Below are 23,066 nucleotides of genomic sequence, written 5' to 3'. Positions count from 1 at the left end.
CCGGATCGCGATCGTGGATCCGTCAACTACCTCAGGTGCCGCTCGGTCCCTTGACGGCGTGCGGGCGGTACGGCGCCTCGAGCCGCGTGACGACCTCGTCGTCGAGCACGAGCCCGAGCGCGGCCAGTGCGTCCTCGAGGTGGGCGAGCCTGGTGGCGCCGACGACGGGCGCCGTGACGCCTGGCCGGGTGCGCAGCCACGCCAGTGCCACCCGGGCCGGTGGCTCGCCGAGCTCGCGGGCCACCTCGTCGAGGACGTCGACCACGTCGAAGTCGTCCGGCCCGTAGGCCCACTCCGCGACCGGGTCGTCGCTCGACCGCGTCGTCGTCCCCCCGCCCTCGCGGTGCCGGCTGCCGGTGAGCAGGCCGCGGGCCAGCGGGCTGTAGGGCAGCAGCCCGATGCCCTGGTCGAGGCAGAGCGGGATCATCTCCCGCTCCTCCTCGCGGAAGGCGAGGTTGTAGTGGTTCTGCATCGAGACGAACCGGTGCCAGCCGTGGCGCTCGGCGACGTGCTGGGCCTTGGCGAGCTGCCAGGCGTACATGCTCGACGCCCCGAGGTAGCGCACCTTGCCCGCCCGGACCAGCGAGTCGAGGGCCTCCATCGTCTCCTCGATCGGGGTGGCGTCGTCCCACCGGTGGATCTGGTAGAGGTCGATGTGGTCGGTGCCGTGGCGCCGGAGCGAGGCCTCGGCGGAGGCGACGACGTGCTTGCGCGACAGGCCACCGTCGCCCGGCCGGTCGGACATCGGGTAGAAGACCTTGGTGGCCACGACGTAGTCGTCACGCGACGAGAACAGCTCCCGCAGGAGGGCGCCGGTGACCTGCTCGCTGACACCGAGGTCGTAGACGTCGGCGGTGTCGAACACCGTCACGCCGGCCTCAACCGCGCGCCGCACGATCGGTCGCGCGCCCTCCAGGTCGAGGTGCCAGGCCCGGCGGCTGGTGTCGCCGTAGCTCATCATCCCGAGCACGAGCGGCGAGACGACCAGACCGCTGGCGCCGAGCGTCGTGTGGTCCATCAGTGGGTCCTCCTTCGGTGGTGGCTTCCTGTGACCGGTGGGCGGCGACCCCGGCGACGACGAGCGCGAGGCCCGCGAGGTCCTGGCGGCCCGGCAGCTGGTGCAGCACGGCGATGCCGCACACCGTGGCCGTCACCGGGAGCAGCGCGAGCATCAGGCTGTACGTCGCCCGGGGGAGCCGGACCATCGCGAGCTGGTCGGTGAGGTAGGGGATGACGGTCGAGCAGATGCCGACGCCCAACCCCCACAGCAGCCAGGTCGGGTGGCGGACCGCGGGCGTGGCGGCGGCGACACCGAACGGCGTCGAGACGATCGCCCCGATCGCGACGACGAGGCTGAGCCGGTCGAGTGCCGGGCTGCCGCCTCGCGAGGGGACGTTCGCGAGGCGGTGCCCGACGACGACGTAGAGCATGAAGCCGACGCAGTTCCCGGCCGCGAGGAGCAGCCCGACCGGCGTGCCGGCGATGCGGACCTGGGTGAGCAGTGCGACGCCGGCGACCGTGAGCGCCAGCGCCGCGGCGTTGCGGCGGGTGCGGGCGCCGTACGCCGCCAGCACGATGACGCCGAGGAACTCGATCCCGGCGACCGTGGCCAGGGGCAGCCGCTCCAGGGCGAGGTAGAAGGTGGCGTTCATGACCGCAAGCACGATGCCGAGCGCGACCGCGAGGAGCCGCTCGTGGCGACCGGCTGCGCCCCACACTGCCCACGGTGGCCGCAGCAGGGCGAGCACGAGCGCGGCGGTCGCCATCCGCAGCCAGGCCACGCCGACGGCGTCGAGGTGGGTGAAGAGGAGCACGGCGAACGACGGGCCGAGGTAGTGGAACGTCGCTCCCACCACGACCAGGACGACACCCGCCGCCGTCGGGCCACGGAGGATCGTGCCGGTTGCCATGCGGCCATCATCTGTCGCAGGATGGGACCCCTGAAGGCTCACTTGTAGGTCCTGACGACCAATCTCTTTCAGATCGAAGGCGATCACCCTGTCCGACCTTGACCAGCTCGACGACACCAACCGGCTCCTGCTCCGCGAGCTGCACGCGGACCCGCGGATCACCATGTCCGCGCTCGCCCGGAAGGTCGGCATGTCGGCCCCCGCCGTCACCGAGCGCGTCCAGCGCCTGCAGCGTGCCGGCGTGATCACCGGCTTCAGCATGAGCGTCGACCCCGCGGCGCTCGGCCTGCCGGTGACGGCGTTCGTGCGGGTGCGTCCCGCCGCGCGCCAGCTCACCAAGATCGCGGCGCTGGCCGAGTCGCTCGACCAGGTGAGCGAGTGCCACCGCATCACGGGCGAGGACTGCTTTCTGGTCAAGGTGCACGCGGCGACGATCCCCGAGCTCGAGGAGACGCTCGACAGGTTCCTGATGTTCGGCCAGACGGTCTCCTCCATCGTGGTGACGACCCCCGTGCCGCCCCGACCGTTGCCGATCCCCGACTGAGGAGCGAGGGGAGCCTTGCCGTCGCCGACGTGGCAGGGGAGGCTTCCCAGGTGACCCAGGACATGTTGCTCGAGGCGGTCGTGATCCCCGTGGCGGACGTCGACCGCGCCAAGGACTTCTACGTCGGACTGGGCTGGCGGCTCGACGCCGACTTCCCGTTCGACAACGGCTTCCGCGTGGTCCAGCTGACCCCGCCCGGGTCGGGGTGCTCGGTGCAGTTCGGCACCCAGATCACCTCGGCCGCGCCCGGGACCGCCGAGGGCCTCTACCTCGTGGTCTCCGACCTGGCTGCGGCCCGCGAGGAGCTCGCGTCGCGCGGTGCCGAGGTCAGCGAGGTCTTCCACCCCGACAGCCCGGGCGCGCAGTTCCGTGCCGACGGGACCGGACGCGCACCCGGTCCGGGCGCCGACGACGGCAGCTACAGCACGTTCGCCACCTTCGCCGACCCTGACGGCAACCGCTGGCTCCTCCAGGAGGTGACCACCCGGCTCCCCGACCGGGTCGACGCCGTCACGACGTACTCCTCGGTGAGCGACCTCGCCGCAGCGCTGAGGGCGGCCGCCGCCGCACACGGTGAGCACGAGGCGAGGGACGGCGGGAAGTACGACGAGAACTGGCCGGACTGGTACGCCGAGTACATGGTCGCCGCCCGGGCCGGCACCGAGCTGCCGGCGTGAGCCGGTCCGAGGCCGTCCGCTCCGAGATCGACCGCTACGTCGGCCGCAACCCGCGCAGCGCCGCCCGCCAGGAGCGCGCCGCGAAGTCGATGCCCGGTGGCAACACCCGCTCGATCCTCCACTACGAGCCGTTCCCGCTGGCGTTCGAGCGCGGCGAGGGCGCGCAGCTGTGGTCGCTCGACGGGGACCGGTACGACGACTTCCTTGGAGAGTTCACCGCCGGGCTCTACGGCCACTCCGAGCGCGCGGTGCTCGACGCGCTGCGCGATGCCCTGGACCGCGGGCTCGGCTTCGGCGCGGTCAACGACCTCGAGCCGCGGTTGGCCGAGCTGATCTGCGCGCGGTTCCCGAGCGTCGACCTGGTGCGGTTCACCAACTCGGGCACCGAGGCCAACCTGATGACCCTCGCGCTGGCGGTCGCTGTCACCGGCCGCCGGCGGATCCTGGTCTTCCGCGGCGGCTACCACGGCGGCGTGCTCACTTTCGGCGAGACCGCGAGCCCGGTCACCGTGCCCCACGAGTGGGTGCTCGGCGACTACAACGACGTCGACGGCACCCGCGCGCTGGTCCGCGAGCACGGCCGCGACCTCGCCGCCGTGCTGGTCGAGCCGATGCTCGGCGCCAGCGGCTGCGTCCCGGCGGACCAGGCGTTCCTGGAGATGCTCCGGGAGGAGACGAGCGCCACCGGCGCGCTGCTCGTGTTCGACGAGGTGATGACGTCACGGCTCTCGCCCGGCGGCCTGCAGTCGGTGGTGGGTGTGACGCCCGACCTCACGACGCTCGGCAAGTACCTCGGTGGCGGCCTCTCCTTCGGCGCCTTCGGCGGCCGCGCCGACCTGATGGCGGCCTTCGACCCCACCCGGCCCGGCGCGCTCTTCCACGCGGGCACCTTCAACAACAACGTGCTCACGCTGAGCGCGGGGATCGCCGGCCTCGAGCAGGTCCTCGACGACGCGACGCTGACCGACGTCAACGACCGCGGCGACCGGCTCCGCCTCGCCCTCGACGAGGTCGCCCGGCCCGCCGGGCTGCACGTCTCGGGCCGCGGCTCGCTGATGACCATCCACCCGGCGCCTGCCCCCGTGCTCGCCTCGGTGCCGCTCACGGACGCCCAGGCGGCGGCGCGGGAGCTCGTCTTCTTCGCACTGGTCAACCGCGGCTTCTGGCTGGCCCGCCGCGGCATGCTGACCGTGAGCATCCCCGTCACCGACGAGCAGTGCGACGGCCTCGTCGCGGCGTTCGGCGAGGTGGTGACGACGTACGCCGACGCCTGGGGCTGAGCCCGCCGGAGACACGGGACCCCGGGTGGGACCACCCGGGACCTTCTGCCCTGTGCGCCGCCCGCGCCAGCGTCTGTGCTGGTCATCGGTTCTGTTCCGACTCGATGGTGGAGATGCGCATGTCGCCCTTGGCAACGGGGTCCTGCTCGGCAACAGTCATGGGCAAAGCCTCGGGAGGAGCAGTGACCGCCGTGGACGTCGCCAGTCCCGCAACCTCGCAGCGGGCGGCCGTGCCCGGCGCCGCCTGGCTGATGCTGGGGCTGGCCACCCTCGGCTTCGCGGTCAACTTCTGGGCCTGGGCGCTGATCAGCCCGCTCGGACCGATGTTCCGCGACTCCGGGTCGCTGGGCGTCCTGTCCGAGTCCGACGTGGCCCTGCTGGTCGCCGTCCCCGTGCTCGTCGGCTCGCTGGGACGGATCATCGTCGGCGCGCTCACCGACCGCTTCGGCGGGCGCGTGATGTTCCCGCTCGTCTCGGCCGCCACGATCGTGCCGGTCCTCTTCATCGCGTTCGTCGCGCTCGACTCCTACGCCCTCCTCCTGGTCGGGGGGTTCTTCCTCGGCATCGGCGGCACGGCGTTCGCCGTCGGCGTGCCGTTCGTCAACGCGTGGTTCCCGCCCGCGCGCCGCGGCCTGGCGGTCGGCATCTTCGGCGCGGGCATGGGCGGCACCGCGATCAGCGCCCTCACCACCGTCAAGCTCTTCACCCGGGTCGGCGACACCGCGCCGTTCCTGATCACCGCCGTCGCCCTCGCCGTCTACGCCGCGGTCTCGTTCGTCGTGCTCCGCGACGCCCCGGGGCGCACGGTGCCGACCACCAGCCTGGCCAGCCGCCTCTCGGCCAACGCCCGCCTCTCGATCACGTGGCAGGCGTGCATCCTCTACGCGGTCGCCTTCGGCGGCTACGTCGCCTTCTCGGTCTACCTGCCGGCGTACCTGAAGACCGCCCACGGGCTCACCCCCGCCGACGCGGCCAACCGGATGGCGGGCTTCGTGGTGGTCGCCGTGATCATGCGGCCGGTCGGCGGCTGGCTGTCCGACCGGTTCGGCCCGATCCCGGTGCTGGCCAGCGGGTACGCCGTGGTGGTCCTCGGCGCCGCGATCTCCGCCGGCACCCCGCCGCTCGACGGGATCGGCACGGTCGCCTTCCTCGCGATGGCCGCCGCACTCGGCAGCGGCAGCGGAGCGACCTTCGCGCTCATCGCGCGGGTGACGGAGCCGTCGCGGGTCGGCGGCGTGACCGGCCTCGTCGGGGCGGCCGGCGGGCTGGGGGGCTTCCTGCCGCCGTTGATCATGGGTTATGTCTATGGACGGACCGACTCCTACGCGATCGGTCTGATCCTGCTCTCGGTCACCGCCGCGCTGACCCTGGTGCTGACGCTGACCGTCGTCCGCCGCACTGCAGCCGAAGGAGCATCTGCCGAATGACCTCCGAGACCGGGATGGACAACGGACTGACCGACGCGCTGGTGCGCAGCAGACGGTTCTTCACCAAGGGCACGGTCTCGGAGGACCTGCGGACCCTCACCAAGGAGGGCGGCCGCGGAGCCGACGCGTTCTACCGCGACCGGTGGAGCCACGACAAGGTCGTGCGCTCGACCCACGGCGTCAACTGCACCGGGTCCTGCTCGTGGAAGGTCTACGTCAAGGACGGGATCATCACCTGGGAGACCCAGCAGACCGACTACCCGTCGGCCGGACCCGACCGGCCGGAGTACGAGCCGCGGGGCTGCCCTCGCGGCGCGGCGTTCTCCTGGTACACCTACTCGCCGACCCGGGTGCGCTACCCCTACGTGCGCGGCGTCCTCCTGCAGATGTACCGCGAGGCCAAGTCGCAGCACGGTGGCGACCCCGTGAAGGCGTGGGCGCACATCGTCGACAACCCGCAGCGCGCGCGGGCCTACAAGGCCGCCCGCGGCAAGGGCGGACTGGTCCGCGCGAGCTGGGAGGAGGCGACCGAGCTGGTCGCCGCCGCCTACGTCCACACCATCGCGAAGTGGGGGCCCGACCGGGTCGCCGGCTTCTCGCCGATCCCGGCGATGTCGATGGTCTCCCACGCGTCCGGGGCCCGGTTCACCTCGCTGATCGGCGGCTCGATGCTGTCCTTCTACGACTGGTACGCCGACCTCCCCGTCGCCTCGCCCCAGGTCTTCGGCGACCAGACCGACGTCCCCGAGTCCGGCGACTGGTGGGACGCGGGCTACCTCGTCATGTGGGGCTCCAACGTCCCGGTGACCCGCACGCCCGACGCGCACTGGATGACCGAGGCGCGCTACCGCGGCCAGAAGGTCGTCGTGGTCTCGCCCGACTACGCCGACAACGTGAAGTTCGCCGACGAGTGGCTGGCGATCCGGCCCGGCACCGACGGCGCGCTCGCGATGGCGATGGGTCACGTGATCCTCAAGGAGTTCTTCGTCGACCGGCAGGTGCCCTACTTCGCCGACTACACCAAGCGGTTCACCGACCTGCCCTACCTCGTCTCCCTCGAGCCCGGCCCCGACGGCACGCACCGTGCGGGCAAGTTCCTGACCGCAGCCGACCTGCCCGAGCACGCGGCCGAGGAGAACGCGCACTTCAAGACCGTGCTCCTCGACTCGGCGACCGGTGCGCCGGTGGTGCCGAACGGCGCGCTCGGCCACCGGTTCGGCGACGCCGGCGCCGGTCGGTGGAACCTCGACCTCGGTGACGTCGACCCGGTGCTGAGCCTGCTCGCGCCGGGCGCCGAGACGGTGTCGGTCGAGCTGCCGCGCTTCGACGACGTCGACGGCACGCCGGGCTCGCTGCCCCGCGACGTGCCGGTGCGCCGCATTGGTGACCGGCTGGTCGCGACGGTCTTCGACCTGATGCTGGCGCAGTACGGCGTGGGGCGCGAGGGCCTCACCGGCTACGCGTCGTCCTACGACGACGAGTCGGCGCCGTACACCCCCGCCTGGCAGGAGGCGATCACCGGCGTGCCCGCCTCGGCCGCGGCGCGGATCGCCCGGGAGTTCGCCGCCAACGCGGAGGAGTCGCGGGGCCGGTCGATGATCCTGATGGGGGCCGGCACCAACCACTGGTTCCACTCCGACACGATCTACCGCGGCTTCCTCGGCCTCACGACGCTCACCGGCTGCCAGGGCGTCAACGGCGGCGGCTGGGCGCACTACGTGGGGCAGGAGAAGTGCCGGCCGGTGACCGGCTGGGCGCAGCTCGCGTTCGGCCTCGACTGGCGGCGCCCGCCCCGCCAGATGATCCACACGGCGTACTGGTACCTCCACACCGACCAGTTCCGCTACGACACCTTCAGTGCCGACACGGTCTCGGCCGCGACCGGCCGCGGCCTGCTCGCCGGGCTGAGCACGGCCGACGTGATCGCCAAGAGCGCGCGGATGGGGTGGATGCCGTCCTACCCGACCTTCGACCGCAACCCGCTCGACCTCGCCGACGAGGCCGCCGAGGCGGGACGCCCGGTGGCCGAGCACGTCGTCGACCGGCTCAAGAGCGGTGACCTGCGCTTCGCGGCCGAGGACCCCGACGCACCGGAGAACTTCCCGCGGGTGCTGTCGATCTGGCGGGCCAACCTGCTCGGCTCGTCGGGCAAGGGCAACGAGTACTTCCTCAAGCACCTGCTCGGCACCGACAGCTCGCTGCGGGCCGGCGAGGCGCCGGAGGGCCTGCGGCCGCAGGAGGTCGAGTGGCACGCCGACGCACCCGAGGGGAAGCTCGACCTGCTGCTGACCCTCGACTTCCGCCAGACCAGCACGACGATCTTCTCCGACGTCGTGCTGCCGGCCGCCACGTGGTACGAGAAGCACGACCTCAACACCACTGACATGCACCCGTTCATCCACTCGTTCAACCCGGCGATCGCCCCGCCGTGGCAGACCCGCACCGACTGGGACGCCTGGCAGACGATCGCGACGAAGTTCAGCGAGCTGGCGGCGGGGCGGCTCGACACCAGGCGCGACGTGGTCGCGGTGCCGCTCCTGCACGACACCCCCGACGCGATGGCCAACCCGCACGGCGTGGTCCGCGACTGGAAGCACGGTGAGTGCGAGCCGGTGCCGGGGGTGACGATGCCCAAGATCGTCGAGGTCGAGCGCGACTACACCGCCGTCGGCGCGCAGATGCAGGCGCTCGGGCCGCTGATGGAGACGCTCGGCACGACCACGAAGGGCGTGAGCTACGACGTCACCTCGGCGGTCGACTACCTGCGCGACAAGAACGGCGCGATCCGCGGCGGGCCCGCCGACGGGCGGCCGTCGCTGGCGCGTGACGTGCACGCGTGCGAGGCGATCCTGGCGCTCTCGGGCACGACCAACGGCCACCTCGCGACACAGGGGTTCCTGACCCTGGAGAAGCGCACCGGCACCCAGCTGCACGACCTCGCGGCCGAGCACGAGGGTAAGCAGATCACCTTCGCCGACACGGTGGCCGCGCCGGTCCCCGTGATCACCTCGCCGGAGTGGTCGGGCTCCGAGACCGGCGGGCGCCGCTACTCGCCGTTCACCATCAACGTCGAGCGGCTCAAGCCGTGGCACACGCTGACCGGTCGCCAGCACTTCTACCTCGACCACGACTGGATGACCGAGCTGGGCGAGGCGCTGCCGGTCTACCGACCACCGCTCAACATGGGCGCGCTGTTCAGCGAGCCCGACATCGGGTCCACGGGTGAGCTGGGCGTCACGGTCCGCTACCTCACCCCGCACAACAAGTGGTCGATCCACTCGGAGTACCAGGACAACCTCTTCATGCTCTCGCTCTCGCGAGGCGGGCAGACGATCTGGATGAGCGACAAGGACGCCGCCAAGGTGGGAGTCGAGGACAACGACTGGATCGAGGCGGTCAACCGCAACGGTGTCGTGGTGGCCCGCGCGATCGTCTCGCACCGGATGCCCGAGGGGACGGTCTACATGCACCACGCCCAGGACCGGCTGATCGACGTACCGATCGCGGAGACCTCGGGCAAGCGAGGCGGCATCCACAACTCGCTGACCCGGATCCTGGTGAAGCCGAGCCACGTGATCGGTGGCTACGCCCAGCTGTCCTTCGCCTTCAACTACCTCGGCCCGACGGGCAACCAGCGCGACGAGGTCACCGTGATCCGCAAGCGCTCGCAGGAGGTGCGCTACTCGTGAGGGTCATGGCGCAGATGGCGATGGTGATGAACCTCGACAAGTGCATCGGGTGCCACACCTGCTCGGTGACTTGCAAGCAGGCGTGGACCAACCGCACCGGCACGGAGTACGTGTGGTTCAACAACGTCGAGACCCGGCCCGGCCAGGGCTACCCGCGGCGCTACGAGGACCAGGAGGAGTGGAAGGGCGGCTGGACGCTCAACCAGCGCGGCCGGCTGGCGCTCAAGGGCGGCGGGCGGCTGCGCAAGCTGCTCACGATCTTCTCCAACCCGAAGATGCCGTCGATCCAGGACTACTACGAGCCCTGGACCTACGACTACGCCACGCTGACCGACGCGCCCGCCCAGGAGCACACGCCGGTCGCGCGGCCGAAGTCGCTGCTCTCCGGCAAGGACATGAAGGTGACGTGGTCGTCGAACTGGGACGACAACCTCGGTGGCTCCAAGGCCACCGGCGAGCACGACCCGATGCTGAAGAAGATCGCCGACAAGGTGCGCCTCGAGTTCGAGGAGACCTTCATGTTCTACCTGCCGCGGATCTGCGAGCACTGCCTGAACCCGTCGTGCGCGGCGTCGTGCCCCAGCGGGGCGATCTACAAGCGCTCCGAGGACGGCATCGTGCTGGTCGACCAGGATCGCTGCCGCGGCTGGCGGATGTGCATCTCGGGGTGCCCCTACAAGAAGGTCTACTTCAACCACCGGACCGGCAAGGCCGAGAAGTGCACGTTCTGCTTCCCGCGCATCGAGGTCGGCCTCCCGACCGTCTGCTCCGAGACCTGCGTGGGGCGGCTGCGCTACATCGGGCTGATGCTCTACGACGCCGACAAGGTGCTGGAGGCCGCGGCCACCACGGACGAGCACGGGCTCTACGAGGCGCAGCGCGAGGTCTTCCTCGACCCGCACGACCCGGAGGTCCAGCGCGCGGCCGAGCAGGCCGGCATCCCGCGCGACTGGGTGAGCGCCGCGCAGCGCTCGCCGATCCACGCGCTGATCAACCGGTTCAGGGTCGCGCTGCCGCTGCACCCGGAGTACCGCACCATGCCGATGGTCTGGTACATCCCGCCGCTCTCACCGGTCGTCGACGTGGTGAAGGACACGGGCCACGACGCGGAGGACAAGGGCAACCTGTTCGCGGCCATCGACGCGCTGCGGATCCCGATCGAGTACCTCGCCGAGCTGTTCACCGCCGGCGACGTGGCACCCGTCGACGGCGTGCTGAAGAAGCTCGCCGCGATGCGCTCCTACATGCGCGACATCAACCTGGGCCGCGAGCCCGACCCGTCGATCCCCGCGGCGGTCGGGATGACCGAGGAGGAGATGTACGACATGTACCGCCTCCTCGCGATCGCGAAGTACGACGAGCGCTACGTCATCCCGCCGGCGCACTCCGAGCAGGCGCACGCGCTCGAGGAGCTGGCCACCGAGTGCTCGGTCTCGGAGTACGGCGGCGGCCAGCACGGGCTCTTCGGCGAGGGATCGGGTGTGCCGACGCCGATCGCGGTCGAGAACTTCCAGATGCTCCAGGACCGGCAGACCGCCGACACCCTGGCGTCGCCGGCGGACAAGTCGGCGCGGGTCAACCTGCTCAACTGGGACGGCAAGGGCAGCCCGAGCGGGCTGTTCCCGCCGCGGCCCGGGAATGCTGGTGCCGACCAGCCGGAGGGGGAGGCGCCGTGAGCCGCACCGCGACCGGTCGTCGGGCCGAGGCCCTCACCGACACCCAGCTGACCGTGGCGTGGCAGGCGGCCTCGCTGCTGCTCGGCTACCCGGACGACGAGCTCCTCGGCCGGCTCGAGCTGATCGAGGAGGCCGCGACCCGGCTGCCCGAGCGCGTCGGCGGTCCGCTGCGGGGGTGCGTCGTACGCCTGAGGGAGGCGTCGCTCACCGAGCTCGAGGCCGACTACGTCGACACCTTCGACACCCGGCGCCGGCACAACCTGTTCCTCACCTACTTCGCCCACGGCGACACCCGCAAGCGGGGGATGGCGCTGCTGCGCTTCAAGCAGGCCTACCTCGCCTCGGGCTTCGACCTCGTCGACTCCGAGCTGCCCGACCACCTGTGCGTCGTCCTGGAGTACGCCGCCACGGTCGACCGCGAGCAGGGCCGTCGGCTGATGCTCGACCACCGTGCGGGGCTCGAGCTGCTGCGCATCTCGCTCGCCGAGGCCGGCTCGCGCTGGGCGGGAGCGGTCGAGGCGGTCACGGCGACGCTCCCGCCGCTGCGGGGCGAGGAGTGGACCGCCGTCCGCCGGCTCGCCGCCGAGGGGCCACCGGAGGAGGAAGTCGGCCTCACGCCGTACGAGACGCCGGCGTTCGACCCCGGGCCGGCGCTGCCGGACGGCCCCACCCCGCTGCCGATGCCGTCGTTCCCGGCGCCGTCCGTCTCCGGGGGCCGCTGAATGGACGTCTTCCTGTGGGTGATCGTCCCCTACCTGTGCATCGCGACCTTCGTCGTCGGTCACTTCTGGCGCTACCGCTACGACAAGTTCGGATGGACGACGCGCTCCTCGCAGCTCTACGAGGACCGGCTGCTGCGGATCGGCAGCCCGCTGTTCCACTTCGGGATGCTGGGGGTCGTCGGCGGGCACGTCATCGGGCTGCTGGTGCCGCAGGCCTGGACCGACGCGGTCGGCATCGGCGAGCACGCCTACCACCTCGTCGCGGTCACCGGCGGCCTGCTGGCGGGGGTGATGGCGGTGGTCGGCCTCGCGATCCTGGTCTACCGCCGCCGCACGGTCGGCCCGGTGTTCTCCGCGACCACGGTGATGGACAAGGTGATGTACGCCTTCCTCGCCGCGGCCATCGTGCTGGGCATGTGGAACACCATCGCCGGCTCCATCATGACCATCGGCGGTGAGTACAACTACCGCGAGGGCGTCTCGGTCTGGTACCGCTCGTTCCTCGCCTTCCAGCCCGACGCCGACCTGATGGCCGAGGCGCCGCTCGGGTTCCAGCTGCACGCGCTGGTCGCGTTCGGCCTGTTCGCGCTCTGGCCGTTCACCCGCCTGGTCCACGTGTTCAGCGCGCCGGTGGGCTACCTGACCCGGCCCTACATCGTCTACCGCAGCCGCGACGTGCAGCTGGGCAGCCGCAGCAGGCGCCCGGGCTGGTGAGCCCGTTCGTCCTGCCCACCTACCTCACGCCTCACCCGATGGGAGCCCCGCATGGAAGCCACGTCGCTCACCCGAGCCGGTGAGGAGCAGCTGGACAAGGCGCGAGCCGCCAGCAGCGGCCGCGCCGCGGTCACGGTCCACGGCGGGCACGAGCACGACCTGCGCCAAACGCTGATCGCGCTCGCCGAGGGTCGTTCGCTCGGCGAGCACGAGTCGCCGGGGGAGGCGACGCTGCTGGTGATGTCGGGGCGGGTCCGGCTCAGCGCCGGCGACGACACCTGGGAGGGCGCCGAGGGCGACCACGTGGTCATCCCACCGCACCGCCACGACCTCGCCGCCCTCACCGACGCCGTGGTGCTGCTCACCGTCGCGACCCGGGCCTGACGTCGGTCCCTTCGGCCGCTCGGCTCGGGACCAAGGTCCCTGCTGCCTGCTCCGAGGGCGGACGAGACTCGTGGTGTGTGCGAGCACTGCGGCTGCCGGGGCGTGGAGCCCATCGCCGAGCTGATGGACGAGCACTTCGACCTCCTCGACCTGTCCGGGACCATCCGCCGCGCGCTGGCGGCCGGCGACCGCTGCGGCGCCTGGCAGGCGCTCGCCGTGCTGGCCGGTCAGCTCGACGAGCACGTGCGTCGCGAGGAGGGCGGGGTCTTCCGCGCCCTGCGTGACCAGGGCGAGTTCGTCGAGGCCGTCGAGGAGCTCGAGGGCGAGCACCTCGACTTCGACGAGGCGCTCTCCGAGCTGGGCCTCGACGACGCGGACCTGGAGGAGCGGGTGACCGCGCTGCTGGACGAGCTGTCGCTGCACATCGACAAGGAGAACCTCGGCATCTTCCCGGTCGCGGTCGTCACGCTCAACGCCACGGGCTGGGACACGGTGACCGCCGCGCACGCGCGGGCGCACCACCACGGTCATCCACACGACCACGACCACCAGCACGCCTGATCGCTCGCTGCGGGCGACCTGGGTGGCGCCCCCGGCAGGACTCGAACCTGCGCCAAACGGATTAGAAGGCCGTTGCTCTATCCAGCTGAGCTACGAGGGCATGCGGACATTGTGACCTACCCCCTCCGGCGCAGCGACTTCGCCGGAGAGTGTCCGAAAGGACGAATCTGGACCGAAGCTCGGCGGGGCCAGTGGTGCGGATGGTGCGCTGGTGTCATGAGGACGCAAGCCTCGCGGCGTACCGCCGCGCTGTCCGTCGCAACCGCGGCGATGCTCGCCTGCGGGCTCGCTGTGGCGGTGACTCCGTCGGCGATCGGTACGCCGGCGCCGGCCGCGCGCGCCGTGGTCGAGTCGCCCCGGACGCCGGCGGAGACCAACCCGCTCGCCAACCGCACCTGGGGCGTCTACAAGGGCTCGGGCGACCAGGCGTGGACTCCCTACCAGCGCGCGAAGGGGCGGAAGAAGCAGCTGCTCGCGAAGATCGCGCTCGCGCCCAAGGCCAAGTGGTACGGCCAGTGGATCCCGACCAACAAGGTCACCGCGACCGTCCGGAAGCACATCGCGATCGCCCAGGCGGGCGACCCTGAGGCGCTCGTGCAGATGACCGTCTTCCGGCTCAAGCCGTGGGAGGACGAGGCGTGCCGCCGCCTGCCCCGGGCCAGGGAGCAGCGCGACTACAAGCGATGGATCGACAGGTTCGCGGCCGGCATCGGCTCGGCGCACGTCGCGCTGGTGCTCCAGCCGGACGGACCGTTCGCACTCTGCGCGCCGGGTGGCTCGCAGCTGCCGTCGCAGCTCATCGGCTACGCCTCGCACGTGTTCAGCGCGCTGCCGAACGTCAGCGTCTACATCGATGCCGGCGCCTCCGACTGGCTTCGCAACGACCCCGCGAAGGCGCTCAGGATCCTGGTCCCGGCCGGCATCGACACGGCGCGCGGCTTCGCCCTCAACTCGACGCACTACGCCTCGACCTCCGCGGAGATCGCCTTCGGCACCGCGGTGGTGCAGGCGCTGGCGGCGGCGGGCTACGCCGACAAGCACTTCGTCGTGAACACCGCGTCGAACGGGGCGCCGTTCAACGGCTACGACTACCACGGGCCGAACTTCGACAACGCCACCACCTGCAAGACGGCGGGCCAGACGGCGTGCGTCACGCTCGGCATCCCGCCGACCGCGGACGTCGCCAACCCGGCCTGGGGCCTCTCGGCGACCGACGCGGCCAACGCGGCGGCGTACGTCGACGGCTACCTGTGGATCGGTCGGCCGTGGCTCTACATGCAGGCCGACCCGTTCGACCTGAAGCGCGCACTCGCGGTGGCGCGCACCTCGCCGTACTGACCTCCTCGACCAGCGGAGGACCCTGCGCAACCCTCAGGAGGCAGGACCGGGTCGCGGCCGTCCGTGGGTGAGGGCGACGCCGTCGTCGAGGTGGACGCCGTGGGCGACGCGCTGCCGGTCGGTGGAGCCGAGGTGGTGGGCGCGTCGGTCGGGGTGGTGGACGCCGAGGCGGACGGGCTGGGCTCCGTGGTGGGCGTCGTCGTCGGCACGGCGGTCGGGGTCGGGGTCGGTGCCGAGGGCGTGCCGCTCACGGTGGTCCCGGTCCAGCCGGGAGAGCCGGCATCGACGAACGACGCGTCGTCGGTCGACGACGTCGTCGTCGGGTGCGCCGTCGGCGCCATCGGCGCCACCGGGTCGCGACCGACGCCGGTGCGGACCAGGACGACGAGCTCGGTCGCGGCCGCCTCCTCGTAGTCGGACATCACGGCCAGCACGAGCCGCGCGTACCCGCCGTCGGGGTTGAAGCGGAACACGGCCAGGCGCTGACCCGTGCTCGTGCCCAGGTCCCCGCGGCCGGCGCAGAGGAAGACGGAGGCGGCCAGCGCGGCGTCGTCGAGGTCGTGCGGGTCGCGGCGACCGTCGCCGTCCGCGTCGACGCGCACCTGGCTCCAGGTCGCCGGCACGATCTGGAACGGGCCCAAGGCCCGGTCCACGCGTCGATCACCGTCGAGCCGGCCGGCGTCGGTGTCACGCATCCGGCGGGTGTGGTCGGAGCCGGTGAGACGGGGTCCGAGGATCAGCGGGTGGACGCGGCCGTCACGGCGGATAGCGGACCCCGAGAAGCGGCCGTGGTCCGACTCGACCTTGGCGATCGCGGCGAGGAGCGGCCACTCGAGGTGACAGGTCCGGTCGGCGTGGTCGATGACGGTGGCGGCGCGCTGGTAGGCCTCGAGCGCCCGCGCCGGGATGTCTGCGACGCCGCGGACCGCGGGTTCGCGGAGGCCCGCCCGCCACGCGCTGTGCCGCACCGACCGCCCCGACGACGCCGCGGTCGCGGAGCGCAGCACCGGGAGGGGAGGCATGGGCAGCGTCTCGGCCGCCCCAACGGCCGCGACCGGGGCCGAGGACACCTCCGCCCCGCGCAGTGCGGCGACGGGCCCGCGACTCGCGTCGCCCCCTGTGCCTGTCAGGGCGACGGTGGTCGCCGCGGCGAGCACGCCGACCGTCGCCAGCTCGCCGGCCAACCGCCACCTGCTCGCCACGTGATCCCCCTCCGGAGACGTCGCCCGTCCCTGCTCCCAGGAGCATTCGCGGACGGCGGCGCGCCGACCAGTGCCGTACGGCCCGGTCCGACGGTCCGGGTGGACCGGGCCGAGGGGCCGCGGGCCTGACGGGTCAGGGCAGGTTGGCCTGGAGCCACTCCTCGACGCCCGCCGAGGTGCGGGGGAGGTGGTCGGAGAGGTTCACGGGGCCGTCGGCGGTGACGAGGATGTCGTCCTCGATCCGGATGCCGATGCCGCGCAGCTCCTCGGGGACGAGCTTGTCGTCCTCCTGGAAGTAGAGCCCCGGCTCGACGGTCAGCACCATGCCGACCTCGAGGTCGCCCTTGGGGTAGATGTCCGGCGAGGTGCCGTTGCAGTCGTGGACGTCCATGCCAAGCATGTGGCTGACGCCGTGCAGCGTCCAGCGCGCGTAGACCTTCGAGTCCGGGTCGAGCGCCTCCTCGGCCGAGACCGGCAGGAGGTCGAGGTCCTCGAGGCCGTGGGCGAGGACCTTCATCGCGGCGTTGTGGGCCGCGAGGAACGGCGCACCGGGCACGGTCGCCTCGATGCCCTGCTGCTGGGCGTTGTAGACCAGGTCGTAGAGGTCGCGCTGGAGCGGGGTGAACCGGCCGTCGACCGGCAGTGTGCGGGTCACGTCGGCGGTGTAGAGGTTGCGGCCCTCGACGCCCATGTCGAGCAGGACCAGCTTGCCGGGCTCGATCGGCCCGTCGTTGTCGATCCAGTGCAGCGTGGTCGCGTGCGCGCCGCCGCCGACGATCGAGTCGTAGCCGACGTCGTTGCCCATCGCCCGGGCCCGGCGCTGGAAGGTGCCCTCGATCCAGCGCTCGCCGTACTCGAGCACCTGCTTCCACTCGCGCACGGCGTCCTCGAAGCCGAGCGCCGTGATCTCGCACGCCTCGCGGAGCTCGGCGATCTCCCAGTCGTCCTTGATCAGGCGCAGCTCGCCGACCACGCGCTGGAGGTCGGCGTCGAGGCTCTCGTCGGCGGCGACCATCCGGTCGACGGACGGCGAGATGCCGCGGAGCACCCGGGTCTTCGGCGCACTGTTGGTGGTCAGCGCGTCCTGGAGCCGGTCGATGTGGCGGCACTCGATGCCGAGGGCGTCGGAGATCTCTCGGAGCGAGGGACGCCGGCCGACCCAGAGCTGGCCGTACTGGCGGTCGCGGAAGAACTCGTCGGTGTCGCGGCCGGAGCGGGGGCGCGCGTAGAGCACCGCCTCACCGGCCTCGATCACCAGCACCGCGTCGCTCGTCTGGTTGCCGGAGAAGTAGGTGTGTGCGGTGTCGGGCCGGAACTTGTAGTCGGTGTCGTTGGCGCGGACCTTGAACGTGCCCGCGGGCAGCACCAGCCGCTCACCGGGGAACATCCCGGCCAGCTTCTCGCGGCGCTCGGCCGCGCGGTCGGCCACCGGCTGGCGGGGGACCTCGATCTCGCGGTCGTCCCACCCGGTCCGCATGAAGGCGCTGTAGGCCTCCGGGACGGCGGGGTCGTGCGACTCGACGTGCAGGTCGCGTGGGGTCTTGGCGTCGTCCTCGCTCACGCTCGCCACTCTACGCCGGAGGGCGGGTCCGGAGCCCGTGACACCTACACTCCCGCCATGGCCGCACCGCGTCGAGACAGCCGGGCGTTCACCGTCGTGGTGACCGTCCTGGTCTGCCTCGGTGCGCTCCCGATGCTGCTGGTCATCGCGCTCTCCAGCGCCCCGGCCATCGCCGTGCTCGCGACCTGCCTGGCGGCGATCCCCGTCGTGCCGCTGGTGCTGTGCTACCTGTGGCTCGACCGCTACGAGCCCGAGCCGCGAAGCCTGCTGCTCCTCGGGCTGCTCTGGGGGGCGTTCGCGGCCACGTTCGGCGCGCTGGTCGTGCAGGGCATCGGCGGCCTGTTCGCGGGCGTGACCGACAGCGTCAGCCTGGCGGTGCTCGCGCCGGTCACCGAGGAGGCCAGCAAGGGGCTGTTCCTGCTGCTCCTCCTGCTGTTGCGGCGGGCGGAGCTCGACGGCGTGCTCGACGGCATCGTCTACGCCGGGATGGTCGGCATCGGGTTCGCCTTCACCGAGAACATCCTCTACCTCGGCGCCTCCTACAACGGGACCGACGGGATGGGCCCCGGCGGGCTCGTCGGGGTGACGTCGACGTTCGTCATCCGCTGCCTGTTCAGCCCCTTCGCGCACCCGCTGTTCACCGCCTTCACCGGCATCGGCGTCGGCATCGCCGTCGGCACCCGCAAGCCAGCCCTGCGCTGGCTCGCCCCCGTAGCGGGGTACTGCTGCGCCGTGCTTGCTCACGCCACGTGGAACGGCTCCACGATCTTCGGCTTCGAGGGGTTCGCCGGCGCCTACGTGCTGATCATGGTCCCAGCGTTCGCCGGATTGACCTGGCTCGGGGTCTGGTCCCGCCGCTCCGAGCGGAGGATGCTGGCGGCAGCGCTCGGTGACGCCGCTCAACGGGGACTCTTCCCGGCCACCGACATCGGCTGGGTGGTGGACCTGAGGGCGCGGCGCGCGGCCCGGGCATATGCGAAGCAGACCGCTGGCAAGCCAGGGGAGGACGCGATGCGCGACTACCAGCAGGCAGCCATCGAGCTCGGCTTCCTCCACCACCGCTACCTGCACGGCACCGCGCCCGCCGACTACGCCGTCCGCGGCCAGGACTTCCTGGCCCGGATCAACGCGATCCGTCCCGGCATCGCCTTCCCCGGCCAGGTGGTCCCCACTCGATGACCACCGTCCCCGACCCCACCAACCCGTTCAGCATCGCCCACGGTGGCGGTGCCCCGAGCGCGGGCTCCTACGGCACGGTGATGCTCACCGCGCTGGTGCGGCTGCACCAGGCGCTGCAGGAGGTCCGGCTGCCGCTGGAGGTGCCCGGCATCGCCGAGCAGCGTGCCGGTCTCAGCGAGATGGTCGACCAGCTCGAGGACTACGTCATCCCGCGCGTGACCACGCTCGAGGCGCCGCTGCTCGCCGTCGTCGGCGGTTCGACCGGCGCCGGCAAGTCGACGCTGGTCAACTCGCTCGTGGGCCACAAGGTCACCCAGCCCGGGCTGCTCCGGCCGACCACCCGCTCGCCCGTGCTGGTGCACCACCCCGACGACGCCTCGTGGTTCGGCGCCGACCGGCTGCTGCCCGACCTCGAGCGCGTCGACCACCCGACGACCGACCCCGCGGCGCTCCAGCTGGTGCCGGCCGAGTCGGTGCCGCCAGGCCTCGCGATCCTCGACGCGCCCGACGTCGACTCCGTGGTCGAGGAGAACCGCGAGCTCGCGGCCCAGCTGCTCGCCGCCGGCGACCTGTGGCTGTTCGTCACCTCGGCCGCGCGCTACGCCGACCAGGTGCCGTGGGAGTTCCTCCGTCAGGCCGCGGAGCGCTCGACCTCGGTGGCGATCGTCCTCGACCGCACCCCCGAGGACGCCGTGCAGACCGTCGCCACCCACCTCGCCCGGATGCTGGCGAGCCGGGGGCTCAAGGACTCGCCGCTCTTCGTGGTCCACGAGGGGCCGGTGAGCGACCAGGAGCTGCTGCCGGCCGACCACGTCAGCGAGATCCGCGAGTGGCTCGAGGCGCTGGCCGGCGACGCCGGAGCGCGCCAGCAGGTCGTGATCCAGACCCTCGACGGCGCGGTCCGCACGCTGACCCGGCGCACCTACCCGGTGGCCGACGCCGCGGCCGAGCAGGTGGCCATCGCCGACCGGCTCCGAGAGGACGCCGTGGCGGCGTACGACGAGGGGATCCGCAAGGTGCTCGCCGGCGTCGAGGACGGCAGCCTCCTGCGCGGCGAGGTGCTGGCGCGCTGGCAGGAGTTCGTCGGCACCGGCGAGCTTCTCAAGAGCCTCGAGAGCCGGGTCGGCCGGTGGCGCGACCGGTTGGTCAACACGGTCAAGGGCAAGCCCCAGCAGGCCGAGCGGGTCACCGTGGCGATGGAGTCGGGCCTCGAGCTGCTCATCCTCGAGCACGCCGAGGCCGCGGCCGAGCGCGCCGAGGCCTCCTGGCGCCAGGTCGCCTCGGGCCAGGGACTGCTCGCCGACAGCGGCGCCGAGCTCGGCCGGGCCTCCCGCGAGCTGCGTCGCAACGCCGAGCGCGCGGTGCGCGAGTGGCAGTCGGACGTGCTGACGATGGTCCGCACCCAGGGCCAGGACAAGCGCACGACGGCGCGCTTCCTCGCGTTCGGCGTCAACGGGCTGTCGGTGGCGCTGATGATCGTCGTCTTCTCCTACTCCTACGGCCTCACCGGCGCCGAGGTCGGCATCGCCGGCGGCTCCGCGGTGCTCGGCCAGAAGCTGCTCGAGGCGGTCTTCGGCGACCAGGCGGTGCGCAGCCTCGCCGAGCGCGCCCGGACCTCGCTCGAGGCACGGGTCAAGGAGCTCTTCGGCGCCGAGCTGGCGCGCTACACGCACCTGCTCGACGGTCTCGGCCTCGACCCCGAGACGCCCGAGCAGCTGAGGCGCGCATCACGGCGGGTGGAGGACGCGAGGTACGCGGGACAGCGCGGCCCTGAGCAGTGACTAGTGGTCGCCGCCGAAAGTGCGCCGGGTGTCCCGCACCCCGGGCATGCACCTCGCGGCGTTGCCGCCGCTAGCTGGGCGTACGAGTAGAGCGTCGCGTCGGCGCCTTGCGATGCACGCACCCGGAGCACGGGCCACCCCCGACGCACTTCCAGCGGCGACCACTAGGCTCAGTCCGACTGGCGCCGCCCAGCCGGACCGCCAGCACTGCCAGACGATGCCCACCCAGCCACGCCGAGGGAGATCATGACCTCCTTGCTCGAGGGTGCCCGCAGGCTCGTCGCCCGCGGCTCTGACCTCGGCGGCCGGCTCGAGGCACTCCACGACGCCGCCGAGGCGTCCCGCGGGCGGCTCGACGACGAGGTCGTGAACGCCGCCGAGGAGGTCGTCGAGCGCGCGACCGGCCGGCTCCGGCTCTCGGCCGACCACACGGTCGTCGCGATCGCCGGTGCCACCGGCTCGGGCAAGTCGTCGACGTTCAACGCGCTGACCGGTCTAGAGCTCTCGGCCGTCGGCGTGCGGCGCCCGACCACCTCGTGGGCCACGGCGTGCGTGTGGGGGAGCGAGGGCGCCCAGGAGCTCCTCGACTGGCTCGGCATCCCGCCGCGCCACCAGACCACCCGCGACTCCATGCTCGACGGCTCGGGCCTGCTCACGGGTCGCCGCGAGGACCGCGAGATGGAGGGGGTGGTGCTGCTCGACCTCCCCGACCACGACTCCACCGAGGTCTCGCACCACCTCGAGGTCGACCGGATCGTGAAGCTGGCCGACCTGCTGGTGTGGGTGCTCGACCCGCAGAAGTACGCCGACGCGGCGATCCACGACCGCTACCTAGCGCCCCAAGCGAGCCACGCCGGCGTGATGGTCGTCGTGCTCAACCACATCGACACCGTGCCCCCCGACCGGCGCGCCGCCATGCTCGACGACGTCCGGCGCCTGCTCGACCAGGACGGCCTGCACGACGTGCCGGTCATCGCGACCAGCGCCCGCCAGGGCGAGGGCATCGCCGAGCTCCGCGCCGAGATCGCCCGCCGGGTGGCCGACAAGAAGTCGACCCGCCAGCGCATCGAGGCCGACCTGCGGGCCGTGGCCGCGCGCCTCAACGAGGAGTGCGGCAGCGGCAAGCCGCGCTCGCTGGCGGCCGGCCGGGTGCAGGCCATGGAGGAGGCGCTCGCCGACTCGGCGGGCGTGCCCACCGTGGTCGGCGCCATCGAGCGCTCCACCCGGCTGCGCGCCGGACAGGCGACCGGGTGGCCCGTCGTGTCGTGGCTCTCACGGCTCAAGCCCGACCCGCTCCGGCGCCTGCACCTCGACCTCGGGGCAGAGGGCAAGCAGCTCACCGGGCGGGCGCGCACGTCGATCCCCGAGGCCACGCCCGTGCAGCGGGCCAAGGTCGACACCGAGGTGCGCGCGCTCGCCGACGACGTCTCGGCCGGGATGACCCGGCCGTGGGCGGACGCCGTGCGGCGGGCCTCGACCTCGCGCGTCGGCGACCTCGCCGACCGGCTCGACACCGCCATCGCCGGCACCGACCTCGGCGTCGCCAAGATCCCCGCGTGGGCGGGCGCCGTGCGGGTGCTGCAGTGGCTGCTGATCGTCGCCGCCCTGCTGGGCGGCGGCTGGACCGTCGCGCTGGCCGCGTCGGGCGGCCTCGGCGACGACTCGGTGCCGGACTATGGCGGCATCGACCTCCCGATCATGCTGCTGGTGGGCGGGGTGGTGGCGGGCATCCTGCTGGCGCTGGTGTGCCGGCTGCTGGTCGACCTCACCGCGCGGCGGCGGGCCGCCTCGGCCGACCGCAAGCTGCGGGCGGCGGTGCACGAGGTCTCGCAGGAGCTGGTCGTCGCGCCGGTCGAGCACGAGCTCGACGCCTTCAGGACGGTGCGCACCGGCCTGGACAAGGCGCTCGCGTCGTAGCGCCCTCCTCACGCGGCCGCCCCGGCGGCCACCTCCTCGCGCCTCGGCTCCTCGCGCCGCGCCGAGGTGCGCCGGAAGGCGCTCGTGCCGAGGGAGAGGTCGTGGCCGATGCTCACCGCGGTCACCTCGACCACGGTCCGCTCGACGCCGTCCTTGACGTAGCTGCGCTGGCTGAGCCGGCCGTGGACCATCACGGGGTCGGCCCGCCGCAGCGAGTCGCGGCAGTGGTCGGCGAGCTGGCGCCAGGCCTTCACGGTGTACCACGCCGTCTCGCCGTCGGCCCAGTCGGAGCGCTGCTTGTCGAAGTAGCGCGCGGTGACGCCGAGCCGGAACTCGGCGACCGGTGTCTCGCCGGCCAGCCGGTGGCGCACCTCGCCGCCCAGCCAGCCGCGCAGGGTCACGTAGGTCTCGTTCATCGATGGGTCTCCTGATCTGTCGGTGTCGTGCTCCCGGTTGGGAGGACCGACGCTCCGGGAGGCCTCCGACAGCCGCCGCCGGCCGGCG

The 23,066-nt window shown here is 72.3% G+C and carries 19 protein-coding genes and 1 tRNA gene; 14 read left to right on the top strand and 6 right to left on the bottom strand.

All coding sequences use genetic code 11. The annotated features are described in order from the left end of the window. Positions 1 to 31 precede the first annotated feature (31 nt). Together G514_RS0115845 and G514_RS31165 are read right to left on the bottom strand one after the other, a co-directional pair. Positions 32 to 958, bottom strand: coding sequence for an aldo/keto reductase (locus G514_RS0115845; protein ID WP_342662595.1), 927 nt, complete (start codon positions 956 to 958; stop codon positions 32 to 34). After that, on the bottom strand, positions 879 to 1,910 hold the full coding sequence (locus G514_RS31165) for an EamA family transporter (protein ID WP_245582237.1): 1,032 nt from the start codon (positions 1,908 to 1,910) through the stop codon (positions 879 to 881). The genes G514_RS0115845 and G514_RS31165 overlap by 80 nt, the downstream gene beginning before the upstream one ends. Before the next feature lie 61 nt (positions 1,911 to 1,971). Here G514_RS31165 and G514_RS0115835 point away from each other — a divergent pair, with 61 nt between their 5' ends. The 10 genes from G514_RS0115835 to G514_RS27130 all read left to right on the top strand — a co-directional run bounded on the left by G514_RS0115835 (position 1,972) and on the right by G514_RS27130 (position 13,584). Then, positions 1,972 to 2,454 carry an Lrp/AsnC family transcriptional regulator gene (locus tag G514_RS0115835; protein WP_342662594.1) on the top strand — a complete coding sequence of 161 codons (483 nt, stop codon included), beginning with the start codon at positions 1,972 to 1,974 and terminating at the stop codon, positions 2,452 to 2,454. Between the two features lie 50 nt (positions 2,455 to 2,504). Then, the gene (locus G514_RS0115830) at positions 2,505 to 3,131 is read left to right on the top strand and encodes a VOC family protein (protein ID WP_245582236.1); all 627 of its coding nucleotides are present in this window, start codon (positions 2,505 to 2,507) and stop codon (positions 3,129 to 3,131) included. Next, positions 3,128 to 4,411 carry an aspartate aminotransferase family protein gene (locus G514_RS27140; RefSeq protein ID WP_036565032.1) on the top strand — a complete coding sequence of 428 codons (1,284 nt, stop codon included), beginning with the start codon at positions 3,128 to 3,130 and terminating at the stop codon, positions 4,409 to 4,411. Before G514_RS0115830 ends, G514_RS27140 begins: the two co-directional genes overlap by 4 nt. Before the next feature lie 182 nt (positions 4,412 to 4,593). Further along, complete coding sequence (locus tag G514_RS27135) at positions 4,594 to 5,838, top strand: MFS transporter (protein WP_036565030.1); 1,245 nt, start codon at positions 4,594 to 4,596, stop codon at positions 5,836 to 5,838. Further along, the gene (locus G514_RS0115815) at positions 5,835 to 9,527 is read left to right on the top strand and encodes a nitrate reductase subunit alpha (RefSeq protein WP_028652547.1); all 3,693 of its coding nucleotides are present in this window, start codon (positions 5,835 to 5,837) and stop codon (positions 9,525 to 9,527) included. Before G514_RS27135 ends, G514_RS0115815 begins: the two co-directional genes overlap by 4 nt. Next, entirely contained in the window at positions 9,524 to 11,203 is a 1,680-nt protein-coding gene (gene narH / locus G514_RS0115810) for a nitrate reductase subunit beta (RefSeq protein ID WP_028652546.1), read from the top strand. The genes G514_RS0115815 and narH overlap by 4 nt, the downstream gene beginning before the upstream one ends. After that, entirely contained in the window at positions 11,200 to 11,925 is a 726-nt protein-coding gene (gene narJ / locus G514_RS0115805) for a nitrate reductase molybdenum cofactor assembly chaperone (protein WP_028652545.1), read from the top strand. Before narH ends, narJ begins: the two co-directional genes overlap by 4 nt. Continuing rightward, a complete protein-coding gene (gene narI, locus G514_RS0115800; RefSeq protein WP_028652544.1) occupies positions 11,926 to 12,639 on the top strand; it encodes a respiratory nitrate reductase subunit gamma in 714 nt (237 codons plus the stop codon). Between the two features lie 51 nt (positions 12,640 to 12,690). After that, a complete protein-coding gene (locus tag G514_RS0115795) occupies positions 12,691 to 13,023 on the top strand; it encodes a cupin domain-containing protein (protein WP_028652543.1) in 333 nt (110 codons plus the stop codon). 75 nt (positions 13,024 to 13,098) lie between these two features. Continuing rightward, positions 13,099 to 13,584 (top strand): hemerythrin domain-containing protein, encoded by a 486-nt coding sequence (locus G514_RS27130; protein WP_157544866.1) that lies wholly within the window; start codon positions 13,099 to 13,101, stop codon positions 13,582 to 13,584. 23 nt (positions 13,585 to 13,607) lie between these two features. On the opposite strand, the gene G514_RS0115785 is transcribed toward G514_RS27130, so the two are convergent. Continuing rightward, positions 13,608 to 13,684: transfer RNA gene (locus G514_RS0115785), tRNA-Arg, on the bottom strand. Positions 13,685 to 13,800: 116 nt separating this feature from the next. On the opposite strand from G514_RS0115785, the gene G514_RS29370 reads away from it, so the two are divergent. Then, positions 13,801 to 14,922 carry a glycoside hydrolase family 6 protein gene (locus G514_RS29370; RefSeq protein ID WP_084152150.1) on the top strand — a complete coding sequence of 374 codons (1,122 nt, stop codon included), beginning with the start codon at positions 13,801 to 13,803 and terminating at the stop codon, positions 14,920 to 14,922. Here G514_RS29370 and G514_RS27120 read toward each other — a convergent pair. After that, positions 14,856 to 16,124 (bottom strand): lytic transglycosylase domain-containing protein, encoded by a 1,269-nt coding sequence (locus tag G514_RS27120; protein WP_157544864.1) that lies wholly within the window; start codon positions 16,122 to 16,124, stop codon positions 14,856 to 14,858. The genes G514_RS29370 and G514_RS27120 overlap by 67 nt on opposite strands. 133 nt (positions 16,125 to 16,257) lie before the next feature. After that, positions 16,258 to 17,685, bottom strand: a complete 1,428-nt coding sequence (locus G514_RS0115770) for an aminopeptidase P family protein (RefSeq protein WP_051247712.1) — start codon at positions 17,683 to 17,685, stop codon at positions 16,258 to 16,260. A gap of 57 nt (positions 17,686 to 17,742) precedes the next feature. On the opposite strand from G514_RS0115770, the gene G514_RS0115765 reads away from it, so the two are divergent. The 3 genes from G514_RS0115765 to G514_RS0115755 all read left to right on the top strand — a co-directional run bounded on the left by G514_RS0115765 (position 17,743) and on the right by G514_RS0115755 (position 22,562). Continuing rightward, positions 17,743 to 18,864: a PrsW family intramembrane metalloprotease gene (locus G514_RS0115765; protein WP_028652540.1), complete on the top strand. Its 1,122-nt coding sequence runs from the start codon at positions 17,743 to 17,745 to the stop codon at positions 18,862 to 18,864. Further along, on the top strand, positions 18,861 to 20,645 hold the full coding sequence (locus G514_RS0115760) for a dynamin family protein (RefSeq protein ID WP_245582235.1): 1,785 nt from the start codon (positions 18,861 to 18,863) through the stop codon (positions 20,643 to 20,645). The genes G514_RS0115765 and G514_RS0115760 overlap by 4 nt, the downstream gene beginning before the upstream one ends. A gap of 246 nt (positions 20,646 to 20,891) precedes the next feature. Then, a complete protein-coding gene (locus tag G514_RS0115755) occupies positions 20,892 to 22,562 on the top strand; it encodes a GTPase (protein ID WP_028652538.1) in 1,671 nt (556 codons plus the stop codon). Positions 22,563 to 22,570: 8 nt separating this feature from the next. Here the strand turns inward: G514_RS0115755 and G514_RS27115 are convergent, their stop codons facing one another. Then, positions 22,571 to 22,978 (bottom strand): single-stranded DNA-binding protein, encoded by a 408-nt coding sequence (locus G514_RS27115; RefSeq protein WP_051247534.1) that lies wholly within the window; start codon positions 22,976 to 22,978, stop codon positions 22,571 to 22,573. Positions 22,979 to 23,066: the final 88 nt, after the last annotated feature.

This window comes from Nocardioides halotolerans DSM 19273, assembly GCF_000422805.1.
Classification (GTDB): Bacteria; Actinomycetota; Actinomycetes; order Propionibacteriales; family Nocardioidaceae; genus Nocardioides; species Nocardioides halotolerans.
This window is presented reverse-complemented; position numbering and strand designations above follow the sequence as displayed.